Genomic DNA, 20,213 nt, shown 5'->3' on the forward strand with positions numbered 1-20,213 from the left:
CAGACATGCAAAAAGCCTTACTATATTTCGCCTTAGGAACAGCAGTAAGTTTCCTTATCAATTATTTCTTTTTAAGCTCAGAGAATATCGGACTGGATATTTACTATGCCATTGCTTTTGGTTCAGCCTGGGGAATTGCTTATTATCTGGATACCCCGAATTTTACTTTACCTCAAAAATTAGGGTTGTCTTTTGTAGCTATGGGAATTTTGGTTGTGATAGGAACTTTAATTTTTGACCTTAAGCTGGCAATACCTTCTATTTTAAAATTTTCTACAGTCTTTGTAGCCTATTATTTATTTGCCAGTTTCAGAGGGAGTAAATCACTGAGAAAATAAAAAGAAATGAAGCTATCTAAAGACAGCTTCATTATATTTTAATGGATCATCAGGAAACTTACCAGTGCAAGTACCACGACTAAAATCATAAATGCGAAGAAATTCAGGGTAAATAAAATACCGCCTATGAAAAAGCTTACGATGCCATGGGTATGATACACCCGTCTGTGGGCAATGAAAAAGTAGGCAATAATGTATATCAGCAAAACAGATAATACCATATACAGGATGGTATCTAAAATTCCGATATCTGTAAGTGATGCTAGTTTTACGATAAGGAACACAAGCAGCACATTCAGTAAAAGGAATGAGAAGTAATGCAGGGTGAAGATTCCATGATCAAAGTACCACCATCTTTTTTTATTATGGAAAATCCATAAAAAGAAAGCAAATAGCGGAAGGTATATAAAGAGAGCCTTCGGCAGATTGTGAAAAGAGGTCTCTGCCAGGCTTTGTGCAATCTCAGCTTTTGTAACTCCTTTTTCTTTAAGTTCAAAGAATTTATGTGCTACCGGTATTTGGATAAAATCAAGCATTGACGGATTTTTAGCCCTGGCCGAATCATAAGATTTTCTCGTATTATATCCGCCATACTGTACTTTATCATCTATTTTCTTATCCATTTCAAAAGCCTCTTCCAGGTCATCTATTTTAGCAGAATCCGGTACAATGTTCAGGCTTTTGATGGTTACAGAGTCTTCTTTTGTCAGCACCGGTTTGGCTTGTATACTATCTGCTATTTTCCGGGCATTGATCGCCTTCATTTTGTCAAAAATACTGGCTTTGGCTTCCTTCTCCTTCTCCTTTGTGTTGTGAGAATTTATATTCATTGGAAAAAGAGCAAATACAAAAAAAGTGATAAAACTTACGAAAATATAGAGTTTTACAGGAGGTACGAATTTTTGTCTCTTTCCTTCAAGGTAAGTATTGGTAAGAGCCCCTGGTTTAAACATCAGGTTTTTTAATGTTCCCCAAAACTGTCCGTCATAATGGGTAAAGTCTTCTATAAAATGAGTGAAGAGGTAATAAAAGGGATGCCGGCTTTCAATATTTTCCTGTCCGCAATGAGGGCAGAACCTTTCTTCGACGTGTTGCCCGCAGTTCAGGCAGTTTTTATTTTCTCTTATTTTTCCGTGGCTCATGGATTCATGGATATGATTGCCGCAAATATAAATATTTCGTTAATACAATAAATATATTGTTAATTTTTTACGGAAATCTTTAAGAGAAGTTAATAAAGAAAGAGCTGAGGGAATAAACTCTTTGCTTTATCAAGCGTGTTTTCAGAATCTTTTCAACGGGTTTTTCATCGCCGAACAATTTACAAGATTTGTGCCAAAGCATAAGAAAATGTTAAAATCTATTGTTAGGAGACTGAGTAGCAGATATTATCCAGATTAAATAAAATATGTTTTTGCGTTACAAAAATAATTTGTACCTTTGCACACCCTTTTAGGGGTAAATTATGTTTAATCTTTAACTAAAACGTGTGAATACATTAAGTTACAAAACTGTTTCAGCGAACAAAGCTACTGCGAATAAAGAATGGGTTGTGGTAGACGCTGAAGGACAGCCGTTAGGTAGATTAGCTTCTACGGTTGCAAAGATTTTGAGAGGTAAGCACAAGACGAACTTTACACCTCACGTAGATTGTGGTGATAACGTGATCGTTTTGAATGCTGGGAAAATTACACTTTCCGGAAACAAGTGGGCTGATAAGACTTATATCTGGCATACAGGATATCCTGGAGGGCAGAAGTCTATGACTGCGGCTGAACTTCAAAAGAAAGATTCTTTAAAGGTATTAGAGAAGTCTGTAAAAGGTATGTTACCAAAAAACAGATTAGGTGCTGCTATCCTTAAGAACCTTTATTTATATGAAGGAACTGAGCACAAACATGAAGCTCAACAGCCTAAAACAATTAATGTTAACGAATTTAAATAATTAATTATGTCTATAGTTCACAAAATCGGAAGAAGAAAAACTTCTGTAGCTAGAGTTTATGTAAAACCAGGTTCTGGAAACATTACAGTAAACGGTAAAGATGCTAAAGAATATTTCTCTACAGACGTGATGGTTTACAAGTTAAACCAACCGTTCATCCTTTCTGAGACTGTTGGTCAGTATGACGTTACCGTAAACGTATTCGGTGGTGGTAATACAGGTCAGGCAGAGGCTATCAGATTAGGTATTTCAAGAGCTTTATGCGAAATCAACGCTGAGTTCAGATTAGCATTAAAGCCAGCTGGTTTACTTACAAGAGACGCAAGAATGGTGGAAAGAAAGAAGCCAGGTCAGAAAAAAGCAAGAAAGAGATTCCAATTCTCAAAACGTTAATTTTTTTTCAGACATCAGATTGGAGATGTCAGATTTCAGACCTTTTTTGTCTGGTATCTTATATCTGAAATCTATTAATCTAAACTTAAAATTGCCCGTTACGTTTAGCATCCAAACGCTTCTCCCATCTAAAGAAGTTGTTGATTGTTTAAAAGACGGAAAGTAAACTAACAAAAACAGAAAACATGGCAAAAGCAAATGTAAAAGACCTTTTAGAGGCTGGTGTACACTTCGGTCACATGACAAGAAAGTGGAACCCAAATATGGCTCCATACATTTTTATGGAGAAAAACGGTATTCACATTGTAGACTTACATAAAACAGCAGTTAAATTGGATGAAGCTTGCAACGCTTTAGAAAAATTAACTTCTGCAGGTAAAAAAGTTCTTTTCGTAGCTACTAAGAAGCAAGCGAAAGAAGTTGTTGCAAAACACGCTTCTGAACTTAATATGCCTTATATTACAGAAAGATGGCCTGGAGGTATGTTAACGAACTTCGTTACGATCAGAAAGGCGGTAAAGAAGATGAACTCTATCGACAAAATGAAAAAAGACGGTACGTTCGAAACTTTATCTAAAAAAGAAAGATTACAAGTTGACAGACAAAGAGCTAACTTAGAGAAGAACTTAGGTTCTATCGCTGACATGGTGAGACTTCCGTCTGCTGTATTTGTAGTTGATATCTTAAGAGAACACATCGCGGTAACTGAAGCTAAGAAACTAGGTATTCCAGTTTTCGGTATCGTTGATACAAACTCTGACCCTAGAAAAGTTGACTTCGTTATCCCAGGAAACGATGATGCTTCTAAGTCTATTGATATGATCCTTAGCGTAGTTTCTGAATCTATCAAAGAAGGTCAGTCTCAAAGAAAAGCTGATAAAGAAAAATCTAAAGAAGAAGGAGAAAAGGTATCTGCTGATACAGATGCTGATTTCGATGCAGAATAAGTAAAGATTTTACTTTAATATAGGAAAAACGCCGGATTTTATATCCGGCGTTTTTTTGATAGATATACTTATTACTTCAATATAAGGATTGTAGCTGAGCTTTTCCGGGAACAGAAAGAAATATAAAAAAAACTCCACAACATCCTGTGGAGTTTTTTATTTAGTTCCTGAGCGTTATAGAATAGGAGCTTGTGATGTATTTATTAGATTGATATCTTGAATTGCAAACAAAACCTGATAAACTGTAATTTTGATTTTTCGGGACCATCGTATATCCGATTTTCCCGGCAGCAATAGGAATTTTTTTAAAGAAATTATTTCCACTTACCGTAAGTACCATATTACAGGAGGAGTTATTGGTTACTGAAAGAGATGTTCTGGGATTACCCGGATCATCATTATTTAGAAGGTCATTCAGTACCTCCGCTGTCTCCGGTTTATACGTTTTTATCAGTTCATTATATTCTCTTGCGGTATTAGCTGCATTTCCGGAATTATTGGAAGGATAGGGATTTCTTATCGGGTAACCTCCGTAATTGACATTACAGCTGGTAAGAACCAATGAAGCCCCTATGATAATTAACAGTCTTTTCATACCTGTTTTACTTTTTGTCTTTTCTTTTTAAAGGTTTTTTCTCCGGTTCTGTACTTTTCTGAGCAGAAGAACGTTCTGTACCCGACTGTACCGGGTTACCAATCGTTACAAATATACTTTTTTTTATACTCTTCTGAGAAGTATATTTTGCATCGCAAACGTTACTGTTCAATGTATACAGACCCTTATTTACTACAATAAAGTTCTCTCCATGAGCAGGAACAGCAAGGTTGTAGAAGTCTTTTCCTTCAATTCTGAGTACAATATTGCAATCTGAATTGTTTTTAAACAAAAGAATAGCTTCTTTTCTGCTAAGGTCTTCATTAAGCATTCCATTAAGGAGTTGTACAGCCTTTTTTTTATGCTCAACAGAGGATTCTGTAATAAGACGTTTAAATTCTTCTGCTTCCTCTGAGGTAGGGTTTCTCATAAGGCTGTTGGGAATATCGGAAATAATAGGCCTTGCTTCCATAGGTTGGGCATCTTTTGCCCCTTTAGTCCATTCTGCATTCTTTAAAGCGATAAGCTTGGGCTTCAGGACGCTTTTTTTGGGATCGTCAGGGTGTGCGTTCTTAAGGTATTCTTCAATTTCCTGAATATTTGTGCTTTTTAAAATGTCTTTATTACGTTTTTGTGCGTATGTAAAGCCCTGGATCAGGAATGTGAAGAATACAACCGTTAAAAATTTTTTTTTCATCAATTAAGTTTATTTCATCAGCTTATCCGGAATTTGATATAGGTTATGGTCTTTCCTTTAGCCGAGAATAGTTCTTCATAATACGTCCTGATATCTCTCAGATGCGGCGTATTAGGATCATATTCCGGTGCCCCATAGATGTCATGATGGGCAGTAATGATTTCGTAGCCGGCTCCCTGTAGATATCCCAGGGTATAGCCATGTAAAAACTCTGAATCAGTTTTCAGATGAACGATACCACCTGGTTTCAGGAACTTTTTATATCGGTTTAAAAAATCCGGATGGGTTAATCTGTGTTTTGTTCTTTTATATTTAATCTGTGGATCAGGGAATGTAATCCAGATTTCGTCTACTTCGTTCTCAGCAAAAAAATGATCAACAAGTTCAATTTGTGATCTTAAAAAAGCCACATTAGTCATGTTGTTGTCTACAGCTTCTTTAGCACCAAACCAGAATCTTGCTCCTTTAATATCAATCCCGATAAAGTTTTTTTCAGGAAATGTTTTGGCAAGTCCCACAGAATATTCTCCTTTACCACAACCTAATTCCAGTACAATGGGATTGTCATTTTTAAAGAAATTTTCTCTCCATTTTCCCTTTAAATCAAAACCTTGCAAAGCATCTTCTCTTGTAGGTTGGATTACATTTGGTAATATCTTATTTTCTGCAAATCTTGCTAATTTATTCTTGCCCATGAGTCATTTAAAATGACTGCAAAAATAGTAAAATTTGCATAGACTTTTTGCCTTTTTAAGACTAAAAGGTATTTCAGAAATAAGTTTATTCTGCTGATTACTGGGCTGCTGTACTTCCAAGGGCGACGATGATAGGTCTCTGAACGGTTTTCTGGGAAGCATATTCTGCACCACAGACAAGACTCGTGAAAAGATATTGTCCCTTATCTATGACTATAGAGCCTTCCCCTTTTGCAGGCACAGCAAGTCTGTACTTAGTGGTACCAACTCCCTCCATTCTTACAATTATATTACAATCCGATTTGTTTTGGATCATCACAATGCATTCTTTGGTATTGGGGTCGTTATCAAATAAAGAATTAAGGATCTTTACTGTTCTGTTCTGGTGCTCAACCGGTGTAACGGCCATCAGCATATTGAATTCTTCTGCTTCGGCATTGGGAACAGCAGCATTGGTGCTGGTATTGATAACAAAAGTGTTTTGGGGAGTACTCGGAGTATAAACCGTCGTTGATTTTTTGGCTGCCAGTTCAGCTTTATATTTAGCGATTTGCTTTTGCTTGATGATCGCATTCATTTCATCGAAGGTAATCTTTGTGGAAGGTCTTCTTCTCAGCAGTGCCAGCATTTCCTGCATATCTTTTACTTTCTGATCTTCCGGGTGGGCATCTTTGATATATTCTTTCATCATTTCCATAACCCGTGGTTTCAGAACAGACCTGCGAGGATCGTCGGGATGAGCGTCTCTCAGAAAGGCATTGATTTCATAGATATTATTGCTTTTCAGAATTTCACTATAATCCTTTCCTCTTTTCTGAGCTGAAAGACTAAAAAACAGTAACGTTCCAAGAAGTAAAAGTATTTTTTTCATTAATATAGATTAAGTTATGATTTGGTACTTTCCTTAATTTGTGTCTGATGGTATTAGTCTTTGAATAATAACGAAATACTATTGTTTTTATTTTAAACACGTGATTGTGATATAAAATTAAATATATTTTTGAATATTTGAGAAAACTTATTTAAAATAATTTTTAATCTTCATAAACACAACGTAATGCGCCGTCTTAATTTTAGAAAATGGGGTGCAAAAAAATCCATGTAATTTTACATGGATTTCTATAGGTATGAATCTGCTGTTTTTTTATTCCTTAACAACTTCCTGAAGGTGAGAATTTCTCAGTCTTCTCTGGTAGATAGGAAGATATTTTTCAATAGGTATCTTGATCGCTTCAAAGTTCCCAGCCAATACATAAGGCTGAATGTTTTCGGAAGTATACACGAACTGAAGGAAGTTATCGATCAGGTTTTCAGGGATTTTGAATTTGACGAAATAATCTTTACCTAAATAGTTTTTGATCTGGGTAACAGAAGAATTCATTCTTTCAAACGCCTGGTAACGCTGTTTTTTCTTTCTTTCTCCGGAAAGAATGTCATAGATGCTTTCCAGGCTAAAGGTTAGTCCGCCATCCCGTAGTCCTGCAACAGGAAGTTCGGGAGGAGTACCGTCTCCCTTGGGTTCCGGAAGCCCGATTACTTTTTTAATAGCCAGAGCTTTATCTTCTTTTCGTAAAGAGTTTACGTCATACCGAAGGTTTCCGGTAGGCTTGAATCTGCTCAGGACAATTTCCTGGATTTCATAATACGCAATCTTAAGTTCCACAAGATTTTTTTGCCCCATAAGCTGAGGAGTAAGTTTAATATCTTTTCTCTCAGTAACAATAGAGGTGAAGCGGATAACGTCTCCGGTATTGGCAGGAATAGTAAAATTACCGTTGTAATCTGTAAGAACAGTCTTTTGGGTATTCAGATTGGTAACATAGACCTGGTTGAGATACAAAATAGAATTGTCTCGTAAAAATACCTCACCGGAATATATCTGAGCATTGATTTTTGCAAGAAAAACCAATAGTAGTAGCGTAAAAAGTTTCTTCATATAATTGGCAAAATTACATAGAAATAGGGCAATTTGTACTTTATTAGATGATTAATAGTGGTTAAAGTTATATTAAACTTTAGCATTAAACTGTTAAGGACTGTTATAAAGCGGTTCTAAACCTGTTAAAATTGACATTATAATTCAAAAAACCTGAAAAAACAGGCAGAACATATCTCATATTTTTATTTGTTGTTTCGATGCAGGTGGATGCTTTTTAGCGATGCCTTACTAACAGCCAACTTGAATATTTTATGGATATACCAGATCCATATTCTGTCCAGGTGATAAAGTACCAGTATGTTGCAGTTGGCACGAATCTGCCTCCTATTCTTCCATCCCACGTATATTTGTTTTGAGGGGTGCCACGGAATACTTCAGCCCCGTATCTGTCGAAGATCCGGAAAACCAGATTATCATTAGCCATCAAAGCAGAATAGTCAACCTCCTCATTATAGCCGTCACCATTTGGAGTAATGGTATTGATCAGATCAATAATGGCAAAAGGCTTTTGCACCTCTGCACATAATTTTGAATCTCTTACAAAAACGGTATGCCCTCCTCTGGGTACATTATAAAAAACATTGGAACCCTGCCAAACAACCCCGTCCAGGGAATATTCATAAGGAGGTGTTCCCCCGCTTACTCCTATTTTTACAGTCGTTCCGTCGATCTCAATAGATGTAATCATAGGCATCGGTAGTTCTGTCACAGTGACGTGTTGTCTGTAAACACAGCCATTTGAAGTAAGGTCCACCCAATAGCTTCCTACAGGAACATTGGTAATAGATGGAGTAGAGGCTCCGGTGCTCCAAAGATATCTTTCAAATCCGGGACCGGCATCCAGTGTAGTCGTTGTTTTGGGACAGATAGCCTGATCTTTTAGCAGATCTGATTTCTTGGGAACCTTTATAGTAATGGTAATAGAGGCGACCTCAGGGCATACTCCATTTTTTTGAAACCGGACATAAATGGTCTGGGTAAAACTTAGGTTCAGGGTAGCGGAAATCTGATTGATATTGTTTTGAGCATCAGACAAGCTGCCATAGAATGTAAAGGTTACATTGGGATCTGTAGTAAACTGAGGAATAAATTGTGCTGCATCAACTGTCTTCACACCATCTAAATCATCATCACATACACTTTCGGTAGCTGTTGTTTTTAGTAGTGGCAGTCTTGCGCCGATACTAAACTGTAAGGGCTTGATGACTGATGCACAACCATCCGGAGAATCTACGCGTATAAAAATTGTTGTGGTTGCAGTATAGCTGAAGTTATCAGGAAGCGTGCTGGCGTTTCCGGCATTGGCATCTGCAAGATTGGCATAATATCTTACGTTTGTAAAATACACAGGATTATTGAGCACAATCCCGGTAATGTTTGAAAGCATAACCGTAACAGTTCCATCCAGATTATCGTCACAGAAAATACCATTGTAGTTATCCAGTACTATAGCTTTATTGTAAAGGGAAAGTGTGATTTGAGCAATACTTTTACAGCCTACGCTATTCTTTACTACAGCATATACAATTGTGCCGTTGGGTGCCGGATAAACGTTGGGATTTGTTATAATTGCCGCTGCATTCTCAGTCTGGGCATCTGTTAATGTAGGATAATAAGTAATCGTAACGGGCGAGTTGGAGGTGACATTAGCTGTCGTAAGATTAAAGGTACCCTGTCCATTGATATCACAGGCCTTTATTGTGACATTCATAACGGTGAGAGCCTGAATATTGATGTTTACGGTTACTGTTTCGCAATCCGGAAAATCTGGGTCATTGCCGCAGAATGTATACGTAAATGTGTCATTGCCTACGGTACCCGGTGTCGTAACAGTATAAGTGATAATCCCTGTTGCTGGATCAATAACTGCTGTGCCTGATGCCGGTGGCGTCGTGATGGCAACGGTAGAAGGAACGGGAGTCTGTGTTGAGTTGCTGAAAGCCGGAGTAATAGTTTTCGTGCTGCATACATCATAAGACGTTGTGGTTAGTTTTACACAGTTTAAAACTTTAAATTGTTCTGTTACTAAAGGAGCACAGCTTCCCATAGTCACCGAGCAGGTATAATATCCGGATTGAGTGGGATTGAATGTAGAATTAGTCGCATTGGTGATGGGTACTCCATTTCTGTACCATTGATAAGTATCATAAATGATAGGATCTACAGTAAGAACGGTACCCGGAGCACAGCTTCCCCCTGAAACTAAAATAACCGGTTGGGTAGGAAATCCGGCAAAAAATCCACCATATCCTACGGCATCACTTCCGGCTGTAATTCCGGCAGTCACAGCTTTGTCAGAAACCACTGTAATCGTTCCCGTCACATTCGGAATCCCGTATGTAACCCAGTTATTGGTTCCGGTCATATTATAAGGGCCTGTTGAAGCAGGCGGTATACTGCCGTTTACTGAAATATTGGCACCTCTTTGAGTGATAATATTCAACTTGGTAGGTATATTGAGAATTCCTCCTATATTGGCGTTAGAATGAACGAAATTTTCATTAATGAGTCCTAATTCATTGATCTGTTTAGGAAGATAACAGTTTAACGCAGGAATAAAGTTGAATCCACCTGTAGCTGTTTCATTTCCTGTATTGGAATCTCCTGCCAGAATCTGATACACATAGGCGTTTTTTGAGGTTCTGATGTACAAATTATAATGGGCACCACCCTGTAAGCTGTATTTTGTATCAGGAATAACAAAATAACTTCCTGTATTGATCGTAGCTATGGCAATGGGTTCATCGTTGACAAAAATCTGGGTATTGTCTTCTGTTGCAATAACGACAGCACCTTCCATATTGGCTCCTATATTTCCATTGCCTTTTACCAGGGCAAATTCATTTCCGAGCCGGTTGACAGGTACTGCCTGATCCATTAAAATATCAGAGCTGGAAGGAAAATTTCCCGCATACTGGCCGTTAAAATTACCATTGGTAACGTTGACCGGTTTGTTGGAGGTAATCTTCGCACCGATGAATCCGTCAAAGTTTCCTGTGATATTTCCGATCCCGTCAATGATGTAGGATTGCCCTTTGTTGAGACTGAATGTCATCGTAGGATTACCGGCACCCGTTGTACCATTTGAAAATTGCACGGTAGGTTTGTATCCGGTGATGGTAACGGTGGTATTATCTTCAGTTGCCAGAATACTGGTCATGAAGTTGAGAATATTATTGCTCACCGTAATAGGTGCAGAGGCAGCCAAAAAGCTCTTTCCGGTAGAGGGTATCCCCTTGGAAGTAATAATTTCCGCATGATTGAACACGGAGAACCTTAAGTTGGCATAGAAAGGGAATTCCGCTTTCACATATAATCCCTTGGTAATAGGGGTAAATAGATCCGTCTGCTGGGTAGTAATGATATAATTTCTTAAAACATCAAATTTTTGGGGATTGCCTTTGCTTATTGTGACCGTCCCGATAAGTATATTATTATTATAGATGTTCACAGGGAAGGGTGTTGTTCTGTTGGTAGATAAGTACAGATTCTGATAAGGATTGGGGGCGCCTGATCTGTCTACCATCGGAGCAAACCAATGTTCTCTGTCCAACTGAGCAAAAACAGAGGTGAAAATGCAAAGTATAAATAAAAAAGATAGAGTTTTCTTCATTCAGTATTAGTATTTATCACAAATTTAACAATAAAAAGTATTGAATGATTGAAAAGATAATAAAAAAACCATGATTTCAAATCATGGTTTTAAAATTTTTATTTGTCAAGGTTTATTCTCTGTTTTTCACCAGAATCCAACCTGTGTATTTAATGGCAGTCTGTCTGCCGTTAGGCTCGTTCCATCCTATTTCATACCAGTAATTTCCGGTAGGAACCTTTTTGCTTCCGCCTGAAGTTCCGTTCCATTTGTACCCGTTAGACTTATCAGCCTGGAAGATTTTGGCTCCATATCTGTCAAAAATATTAAAGACAAGATTGTTTTTACCGGCCAGTAAAGAATAATCTATCGAATCATTCACTCCGTCTTCATTAGGGGTAATTACATTAATAAGATTTGGAATTGTGACATCTACCTTTATCGGAGTACAGTTGTAGTCATCTTTTACATAGACGCTTATTTCACCCCTGGCCATATTTGTAAATACATTGGAGTCCTGCCAGGTTATATTGTCAATAGAGTATTTATATGGTGGAGTACCACCTATTGCATAAACGGTTATTGTGTTGGTGGATATGTCAATATTAGAGATGACAGGCTGTTCCGAAGCATATACTTTCACTGTTTGGGTGGTAATACATTCACCGGTTTTAAGCTTTACCCAATAAGTTCCTACTCCTACATTTTTAATCACTTGTGTGGTTGCTCCGGTGCTCCATTCATAGCTTTTAAATCCTGGTCCGGCGTCCAGAGTGGTCTTCTCTTCCATACAGATGATTTTGTCAACCAAAATATCAGATTTTACCGGAGGAAGTACCGCTAAAGTAACTGTTGCAACCCTGTAGCAGCCATTAGCATTGATTACCTTTATGTAAACAACGCCATTCGGAGCGATATAATTAGTAGCATTTAAAATTTCATTAGTACCGGCATGGGCATCTGCAAGAGACGGGTAGTATTTTTTCGTAATACCGGTAGCTGTTGTCACACTTGCATTGGCAAGGTTAAATAATCCGGTTGCAGGATTTGCTTCTAAGAAGCAGGTTCTTATTAAAGCATCGTTTACTATAGGGCTTTCGGATATCGTTAATTTCATGGTAACCTCTTCGCAATCCGTAAAGTCGGGGTTGTTTCCACAGAACCTGTAGACGAAAGTGTCCGGGCCAAAATAATTAAAAGCCGGAGCATAGCTGATGACTCCTGTTGCAGGATCAATAACTGCATTACCATTGGCTGGAGGGGTCACGATTGTAACTGTTCCGGGAACTACTGTTTGGGTAGAATTTGAGAATGTAGGCACAAATTGTTTTACCCCGTCACATACTGTATCGTTGATGGTTGTTTTCTTAAGACAGGTGTATACTTTATATACCGGAGTCACTACCGGCGGACAGGTTCCCACCGTAATTTTTACGGTATAATTCCCTGATTGTGTCGGAACGTATGAGTTGGCTGTTGCTCCTGGGATCGGGGTATTGTCCCGATACCATTGGTACGAGTCAAAACTGTCACCTACTTCAAGAGTGATTCCCGGGATACATTCTCCGTTCTGTTTTGCAATAACGGGAATGGAAGAGAACCCAGCGAAATATCCTCCGTAACCAACCACACCACTTCCTCCGGAAATACCTGCGGTAACAGCTTTTGTGGAGGTTATGGTAACATTTCCTGTAATATCAGGAACGGAATAAGAAACCCAGTTAGCTGTTCCCAGTACCGGATACGGACCTTGTGCTGCCGGTGGAGCAACACCGTTTATGGTAACTGCAGCCCCTGCTTCTGTAAGGATGTTTAATTTTACAATATGTCCGGAAAGAGTTCCCTGATAAGGAAGATCTTTAATTTTTCCTATTTCATCAATTTTTCTTGGTAAATAACAGTTCAATGGCGGAATGTAGTTAAATCCTAATGTGGCATTACTGGTAGAAACTCCTGCCATCAGCTGGTACACATATACATTTTTTGTGGTTCTTATGTACATGTTGTAGTGATTATTTCCCTGGTTGATATAGTTGGTGTTGTTTACTTTATTAACTCTATAGCTTTCGCCCTCAGCCAGTGTGGCTACTGGTGTAGTTCCGTTGTTGATGTATACCTGGGTGCCACCTTCTGTTGCAACAATTAAGGCGTCTTCCATATATTTGGAAATATTTCCGTTCCCTTTCACTACAACAAATTCATTTCCTAAACGGTCTACAGGTACAGATTGGTCCATAATAATATCGGAACCATCATAAAATCCTCCGGCAGCCATAGCAAACTGACCGTTAAAGTTTCCATTGGTAACAGATATGGGTTTGTCAGCTTCTATCTTTGCTCCTATAAAAGCTTCTTTGTTGAGCGTTTTATCGCCCATACCTTCAATAATATAAGATTGTCCTTTGTTTAAAGTAAAGGTAAGGGTTGGGTTTGTAGCTCCTGTCCATCCGTTTGTAAAGATAATATTGGGAGAGTAATCGGATACCGTCACTGTAGTGTTATCTTCTGTGGCCAGTATTCCGGTCGTAAAGTTGTATTCACTGTTGAGCTCTTCAATAGGAGCTGTAACGGCATAGAATTTTGTACCAATACCTGCTTTCCCTTTAGATGTTAATATTTCTCCGTGTTGACTTACCGAGAATCTGTAGGTTACAAAATAGGGTTTTGTTCCTTTGGTATATAATCCTTTATTTCCCGGAGTGAAAAGTTCACCATTGGTGCTGGCAACCATTCTGTTTATAGGAATGTCAAATGTTTGTGGTGAGCCCTTGCTGATGGTCACGGTTCCCAGCAGGGCATTATTGCTGTAAATCTCCACATCAAAAGGTGTGACAGAGTCTGTAGAAAAATACAGAGCCTGCTTTGGGGTGACCACCTTCCCCGATCTGGCTGCCATGGGAGCAAACCAATGTTCTGTATCCCTTTGTGCAAACAACATATTGATTGCCGCAAATAATAACAGAATAACTGATAGAATTTTTTTCATAGATAAAGAATTAGATTTTCTACAAAAATAACAGAATAAATGATTGATATTGAAAATATTTTTTTATTTTCATTAGTACATTAATAAAATAAGCCGCAATCATCTGACCGCGGCTTATTTTCATTATATTTTATCGGTTATTCTCTGTTTTTTACGAGAATCCATCCGGTATACTTGATAGGAGTTTTATTTTTATTGGACTCATTCCAGGTAATATGGTACCAATAAGTTCCTGTAACAATCTTTTTGTCAAAATGTTTTCCGTCCCATTTGAAGTTATTGAATTTATTTCCTGTGAAAATGGTGTTGCCGTATCGGTCGTATATAGAGAATGTAAGGTTTTCTTTATATGCCAATTCACTGTAATCAATAAAATCATTTATATTATCCCCGTTAGGAGTGATGGCATTCAATAGATTAGGAACAGTAATTTCTACTGCAACGGGAGTACAGTTATACGCATCCTTGATATAGAATGTATGCTGACCTCTGGTTAATCCGGTAAATGTGTTGGAGTCCTGCCAGTTAGCAGTTCCGTCAACAGCATATTTATAAGGAGGCTTGCCGCCGGTCGCTGTCACGGTTGCGTTGTTGTTATTAATTTCAATACTTTGAATTACGGGATCATCTGCTTTTTTCACTTTTACAATCTGTGTCAGGAAACATCCGTTTTTACCAAGTATTACAGAATATTCACCTACTCCTACATTTCTGATTCCCGATGTAGTCGCTCCGGTACTCCACTGGTACGAGTCATATCCGGGGCCTGCATCAAGATCTGTTCTGGCATCCATACAGATATACTGATCTATGAGAACCGGGGATTTTTTGATAGGGATCGGAACTAGGGTGATTTTAGCATTCGCTGTACATCCTTCGGCTGTAGTTATTTTTACATATACTGTTCCTCCTGTAGACGGAAAGTTGTCAGGAGTTGTTATCTCGTTTATACCGGCATTAAGATCAGCCAATGTACGGTAATATTTTTTTGTTACCGGATCATAATCACTTACTTTCGCTTTGGTCAGATCAAAATAAGCATAAGGGGCTACATCATACCAACAAGCCGTTATTGTAGCATCCTTTACTATAAACGGTACTACCGTAAGGTTTAACGTTATTTGTTCGCAGTCTGTAAATTCCGCATTATCTCCGCAGAATTTATACACAATAGTATCCGGTCCTAAATATCCGGGATTAGGAGTGTATGTTATTGTACCGTTCGGGTTTATTACTGCCGTTCCTTTGGTAGGAGGTGTAAGGATTTGTAACGTGCTGGTAACCGGCGATTGGGTTGAGGAAGTAAATGCCGGTGTAATCACCTTTGCCGAACATGCATTGATTGCCTGTGTGGTAAGCTTTAAACATGTCTGTACTTTGTAAATCGGTGTTGTCACCGGAGGACATGTTCCCATAGTTATTTTTACCGTATAGTTTCCGGATTGGGTAGGAGTATATGTATTTGCGGTAGCTCCTGCTACAGCAGTACCGTTACGGAACCATTGGTAGGTCTCATATCCGTCATCCAATTCCAGGACGATTCCGGGAACACATTCACCTGTTTTTTTCGAAATGAAAGGGATCGAAGAAAATCCTGCAAAATAGCCCCCATAGCCTGCGGAGCTGTATCCTCCGTTAATACCTGCAGTTACTGCCTTTGTAGAAGTGATGGTGATATTTCCGGTAACACTCGGAATACCATAAGTCACCCAATTGGTATTTCCGGTCAGTGGAAAAGGTCCTTCTGACGGAAGAGGTGGATTGTTGTTAACAAGAACGGTGGCTCCGGCTTCTGTTAATATATTTAATTTTACAACTAAGTCACTTTTTGTTATGCTGGCCCCTCCGGAACCAAGAGGCATTTCATTGATCTTTCCGACCTCATCAATTTTTCTCGGCAGGAAGCAGTTTAACGGTGGGATGTAATTGAATCCGTTAGTAGCATCACTTGCTCCTACTCCTATAAACTGATACAGATAAACATTTTTGGTGGTAGAGATAAACATATTGGAGTGCGTACCGCCAGGCGTAGTTTGAGTAGCATAGTTGGTTTCGTCAATTCTGTAGAATTTTCCTGCATTTAACGTGGCAATCGGAGTTGTTGCCCCATTGATATATACCTCGGTATTGTCTTCCGTGGCTATGATAAGTCCGCCTTCCATGTTCAGCGAAGGAACGGTCGATCTTGTTTTTACCATAGCAAATGTATTTCCAAGTTTGTCTACAGGTACAGACTGGTCAAGAACCGGATCACTTCCGGTTGCAAAGTTAATAAAAGAAAAATTTGCATTACAGCTTCCGTTGGTAAGTGTTACCGGTTTATCAGCAACTACTTTTGCACCAATAAAACCTTCGCGGTTTCCCTCCTGGGCACCTGATCCTGCGAGAATAAAAGACTGTCCCTTTTGTAATGTAAAGGTATGGGTATTACCGGTAGGCGAACCATTGATAAAAGATACCGGAGGTGTAACAGGATTCGTAACGGGAGGAATATTCCAGGAAACAGTGACGGTGGTATTGTCTTCAGTAGCGAGAACTCCCGCTGTAAAATTATGGATACTGGTTAAATTTTTATTGGGGCTTGCTGCTACAAAAAATGTTTTTCCTATTCCCGCTCTTCCTTTACTGGTAATGATTTCCCCATGAATATCCTGGGCAAGTCTTAAACTGCAATAAAAGGGTTTAGTGGCTTTTAAATAAAGTCCTTTTGTTCCTACAACAAATGCCTCACTGGCTGTTCCTGTAGAAATCTGACTATTGTTGAGTTTATAAGTTTGAGGGTTACCCTTGCTGATTGTTACGGTGGTAACAACCGCATTATTGTTGTATACAGTGACATCAAAAGGAGTGATTGAATCAGTGGAAAGATAGAGCATATTAACATAGCCTCCATAGCTGTCATAGTAGGGGGCAATCCAGTGTTCAGTATCCCTTTGGGCAAAGAGCGTATTAATTGTCAAGAAAACTAATACTAAACTGAGTAGAAATCTTTTCATGTGTATGGAATTAGGATTTCTACAAAATTAAAATAAAAAATGAAATACATTTAGTAAATTGAAAATAAAAGCGCAAATTTATTCTCAATTTCTAACTAATAACCTTCCTGAATGTGAAACTTATAAATGAGTGCCGGGATCAGTTTATCGAATGATGTACGAAGAAGCTGGTGTCGCAAGATTTCTTACTTGAATAGCATTGGGTAATTTTTAAAGAGTATCCGTAAATGTGCAGCACGATTATTGATAAAGAATAGCACAAAAAAATCCCGATGAATTTCACCGGGATTATATATTTTTTTGAAAGATGAATTAAGCTAGGCTTACTCTTACAAATCCTGTTACTTTTAAATCTGGATTTACAGATTTTACGTAATCAGCAACTGAGATACTTCCGTCCTTAATGAAGTCCTGGTGTACCAATGTGTTGTCTTTATAGAATCTCTGCATTTTACCTTTAAGAATGTTATCGATAATGTTTGCAGGCTTACCTTCTTCAGTAAGTTTGTGTCTTTCGATCTCTAATTCTTTATCGATAGTCTCCTGAGAAACTCTTGTTTCATCCAAAGCGATAGGATTCATAGCAGCAACCTGCATAGAAACAGCTTTAGCAGCTTCGTCAGCTCCGTCTACTTTAGCAGAAAGAGAAGAGATAGCAGCGATTTTGTTTCCAGCGTGGATGTAAGCTCCTAGGTAATCTCCCTGGATTCTTTCGAAAGATCCGATTTCAATTTTCTCACCAATAACACCTGTTTGCTCAACTAATTTTTCAGCAACAGTAACTCCGTGGAAATCTGTAGCTAAAAGTTCTTCCTTAGTTGCAGCAAAAATTGCCATTTCAGCGATTTCGTAAGCTAGTTCAATGAAAGCTTCATTTTTAGCAACGAAGTCAGTTTCACAGTTTAGAGAGATTACTACACCTAAAGTGTTGTCTTCGTTTACTCTAGCGATCACTGCACCTTCAGCAGATTCTCTGTCAGCTCTGTTAGCAGCAACTTTTTGTCCTTTTTTTCTAAGGATATCTACCGCTTTTTCGAAGTCTCCTTCAGCTTCAACTAGAGCTTTCTTGCAGTCCATCATACCTGCACCTGTTTGGTTTCTTAATTTAGCTACGTCTGCAGCAACTGGTGTATAAGACATAATATGTATTATTTTTTTATTTAAAATTAGTATTAATTATAAGCTTATTTTTAGAGCAGTGCAAAGATAATGATTTTAATGATAAACTAAAAAATGACTTTTCACGTTATTAATATATTTAATACTATTTTAAAGATTTGATTAATGAAAAAAATCTTCCTCCTTCTATTTATATGCATTTTTTCGATTGGTTTTTCTCAAAAAAAGAAAAAATCAAAATCTAAAGCTGTTGTAGAGAAAGAAACGATCATCATATATACAGAGCAGGATGCGGAGTCTTCAAAAGAAGCAAGGGTGATTGCAGGATTTCTGAAGCAAAACCCGGGACACGAAAAAACAGATTACTTTAAAAGAAAGCTGATCGCTATGATCATGGCAGATAATTCTCCGGAAGCTAAGCCTACCATAAAGCCTATCAGTAAAGAGAAAATAGAGAATATTGTTAAAAATAATGAGCTGAACAGCGGTAAAGTAGTTGCTGTGAATAAAACAGCAGCTGCTAATAAGAATACAGATAAAGTAAATGATGCTATTAATGCATTAAAAGAGGAGATAAGATCGGATTATGCCTCGGCAGGATCTGCTAAAACTGCCGGAGTTTCAAAAGCAGAGCCCAGTGAAACAAATAAAAAGACCGCTGCAATGCTGACCCATATTTTCAGCAACGATATTAATAAGAATGAAGCTTATGTCAATATTAAAAACAGGTCCGGTTGTAACCTGATCGTAAAGATAAGCGGTAAGAAATATTATAATTTAAGTGTCCCTGCAAAAGGGGAGAATTTTATTTTAATAGATAAGGGAGAATATGTGCTGACCACAATGGTATGCGACGCGAAATATTCTTCATTAAAGAAAATCAGTCAGGATATTGAGATTGCTCTTAATGTTGCTGATTAAAACAGAAGAAAACTAAAGAAAAAAGGTTAAGAAAAAATTCTTAACCTTTTATTTTTTTATCCTTTAAACTGACCCATTGCAATGAACTTGTCTTGTCTTTGGGTTTCAAGCTCCTGTCCTGAGAATTTGGAAAAAGCTTTGATATTCTGTAGAATAGAGTTTTTTAAATTCAAATAAGTAGTCTCCTGGTCATATTGAGCACCACCAAGCGGTTCTTCAATGATTCCGTCGATAAACTTTTCTCTTAAAGCGTCCTGTGGAGTAAGGTTTAATGCATTGGCTGCATCTTCTTTATGATCCCAGTTTCTCCATAAGATAGAAGAGCAGCTTTCCGGTGCAATTACAGTATACCAGGTGTTTTCCAACATATATACTTTGTTTCCGACACCGATTCCTAATGCTCCACCACTGGCTCCTTCACCAATAATATAAGTGAAGATCGGAGTTTTAAGCTGAACCATTTCAAAAATGTTTCTTGCAATAGCTTCTCCTTGCCCTCTTTCTTCAGCTTCCAATCCAGGATAAGCCCCCGGTGTATCTACTAAAGTTACTACAGGAATATTGAATTTCTCAGCAAGCTTCATCAATCTTAAAGCTTTTCTGTATCCTTCAGGATTTGGCATTCCAAATCTTCTGTACTGTCTTTCTTTGGTTGTTCTTCCTTTTTGAGTCCCTATGATCATTACTCGTTGGCCATCCAGGGTAATCAATCCTCCAATCATTGCCGGGTCATCAGCGAAATTTCTGTCTCCATGAAGTTCTAAGAAACTGCCTTTGTCTGCCATTCCGTTGATATAGTCCAATGTATAAGGACGATCCGGGTGACGAGACAGTTGTACTCTTTGCCAAGGTGTAAGATTTCCGTAGATTTCTTTTTTCTTCTCTAAAATCTTATCCTCAATCTGGCTGCATGCTAATTTTACATCAACACCACTTTCTTCTCCTACTAAAGAACAGGTCTGGTATTGATCCATCAATTCTTTGATAGGAAGTTCGAAACTTAAATATTCCATTTCTTGAAGTAAATTAAATCTTTCAAATGTATGAAAA

The 20,213-nt window shown here is 38.1% G+C and carries 16 protein-coding genes; 5 read left to right on the plus strand and 11 right to left on the minus strand.

What is annotated here, in order from left to right:
• Positions 1–5 precede the first annotated feature (5 nt).
• The gene (locus tag M030_RS0122195) at positions 6–338 is read left to right on the plus strand and encodes a hypothetical protein (RefSeq protein ID WP_027375418.1); all 333 of its coding nucleotides are present in this window, start codon (positions 6–8) and stop codon (positions 336–338) included.
• Between the two features lie 38 nt (positions 339–376).
• On the opposite strand, the gene M030_RS0122200 is transcribed toward M030_RS0122195, so the two are convergent.
• On the minus strand, positions 377–1,480 hold the full coding sequence (locus M030_RS0122200; protein WP_027375419.1) for a DUF3667 domain-containing protein: 1,104 nt from the start codon (positions 1,478–1,480) through the stop codon (positions 377–379).
• A gap of 347 nt (positions 1,481–1,827) precedes the next feature.
• On the opposite strand from M030_RS0122200, the gene rplM reads away from it, so the two are divergent.
• The 3 genes from rplM (at position 1,828) to rpsB (ending at position 3,623) form a co-directional block, all read left to right on the plus strand.
• Positions 1,828–2,283, plus strand: coding sequence for a 50S ribosomal protein L13 (gene rplM, locus M030_RS0122205; RefSeq protein WP_027375420.1), 456 nt, complete (start codon positions 1,828–1,830; stop codon positions 2,281–2,283).
• Between the two features lie 6 nt (positions 2,284–2,289).
• Positions 2,290–2,676: a 30S ribosomal protein S9 gene (gene rpsI / locus M030_RS0122210; protein WP_007843277.1), complete on the plus strand. Its 387-nt coding sequence runs from the start codon at positions 2,290–2,292 to the stop codon at positions 2,674–2,676.
• Positions 2,677–2,861: 185 nt separating this feature from the next.
• Positions 2,862–3,623, plus strand: a complete 762-nt coding sequence (gene rpsB / locus M030_RS0122215) for a 30S ribosomal protein S2 (RefSeq protein ID WP_027375421.1) — start codon at positions 2,862–2,864, stop codon at positions 3,621–3,623.
• A 160-nt stretch (positions 3,624–3,783) separates the two neighbouring features.
• Here rpsB and M030_RS0122220 read toward each other — a convergent pair whose 3' ends face one another.
• The 9 genes from M030_RS0122220 to tsf all read right to left on the minus strand — a co-directional run bounded on the left by M030_RS0122220 (position 3,784) and on the right by tsf (position 18,263).
• On the minus strand, positions 3,784–4,218 hold the full coding sequence (locus tag M030_RS0122220) for a DUF6759 domain-containing protein (protein WP_027375422.1): 435 nt from the start codon (positions 4,216–4,218) through the stop codon (positions 3,784–3,786).
• A gap of 7 nt (positions 4,219–4,225) precedes the next feature.
• Positions 4,226–4,915 carry a DUF6759 domain-containing protein gene (locus M030_RS0122225; RefSeq protein ID WP_027375423.1) on the minus strand — a complete coding sequence of 230 codons (690 nt, stop codon included), beginning with the start codon at positions 4,913–4,915 and terminating at the stop codon, positions 4,226–4,228.
• A 17-nt stretch (positions 4,916–4,932) separates the two neighbouring features.
• Entirely contained in the window at positions 4,933–5,610 is a 678-nt protein-coding gene (gene trmB, locus M030_RS0122230) for a tRNA (guanosine(46)-N7)-methyltransferase TrmB (protein WP_027375424.1), read from the minus strand.
• 97 nt (positions 5,611–5,707) lie between these two features.
• The gene (locus M030_RS0122235; RefSeq protein WP_027375425.1) at positions 5,708–6,481 is read right to left on the minus strand and encodes a DUF6759 domain-containing protein; all 774 of its coding nucleotides are present in this window, start codon (positions 6,479–6,481) and stop codon (positions 5,708–5,710) included.
• Positions 6,482–6,754: 273 nt separating this feature from the next.
• Positions 6,755–7,546, minus strand: coding sequence for a hypothetical protein (locus M030_RS0122240; protein WP_027375426.1), 792 nt, complete (start codon positions 7,544–7,546; stop codon positions 6,755–6,757).
• 217 nt (positions 7,547–7,763) lie between these two features.
• Positions 7,764–11,162, minus strand: a complete 3,399-nt coding sequence (locus tag M030_RS0122245) for a T9SS type B sorting domain-containing protein (RefSeq protein ID WP_027375427.1) — start codon at positions 11,160–11,162, stop codon at positions 7,764–7,766.
• A gap of 112 nt (positions 11,163–11,274) precedes the next feature.
• Positions 11,275–14,127 carry a T9SS type B sorting domain-containing protein gene (locus tag M030_RS0122250; protein ID WP_027375428.1) on the minus strand — a complete coding sequence of 951 codons (2,853 nt, stop codon included), beginning with the start codon at positions 14,125–14,127 and terminating at the stop codon, positions 11,275–11,277.
• A 137-nt stretch (positions 14,128–14,264) separates the two neighbouring features.
• Positions 14,265–17,123 (minus strand): gliding motility-associated C-terminal domain-containing protein, encoded by a 2,859-nt coding sequence (locus tag M030_RS0122255; protein WP_027375429.1) that lies wholly within the window; start codon positions 17,121–17,123, stop codon positions 14,265–14,267.
• 312 nt (positions 17,124–17,435) lie between these two features.
• On the minus strand, positions 17,436–18,263 hold the full coding sequence (gene tsf, locus M030_RS0122260; RefSeq protein WP_027375430.1) for a translation elongation factor Ts: 828 nt from the start codon (positions 18,261–18,263) through the stop codon (positions 17,436–17,438).
• Positions 18,264–18,407: 144 nt separating this feature from the next.
• On the opposite strand from tsf, the gene M030_RS0122265 reads away from it, so the two are divergent.
• Positions 18,408–19,163: a DUF6759 domain-containing protein gene (locus tag M030_RS0122265; protein ID WP_027375431.1), complete on the plus strand. Its 756-nt coding sequence runs from the start codon at positions 18,408–18,410 to the stop codon at positions 19,161–19,163.
• A 56-nt stretch (positions 19,164–19,219) separates the two neighbouring features.
• On the opposite strand, the gene M030_RS0122270 is transcribed toward M030_RS0122265, so the two are convergent.
• A complete protein-coding gene (locus tag M030_RS0122270) occupies positions 19,220–20,176 on the minus strand; it encodes an acetyl-CoA carboxylase carboxyltransferase subunit alpha (protein ID WP_027375432.1) in 957 nt (318 codons plus the stop codon).
• Between the last annotated feature and the right edge of the window lie 37 nt (positions 20,177–20,213).

The sequence above is a fragment of the Chryseobacterium sp. UNC8MFCol genome (assembly GCF_000482305.1).
Classification (GTDB): Bacteria; Bacteroidota; Bacteroidia; order Flavobacteriales; family Weeksellaceae; genus Chryseobacterium; species Chryseobacterium indologenes.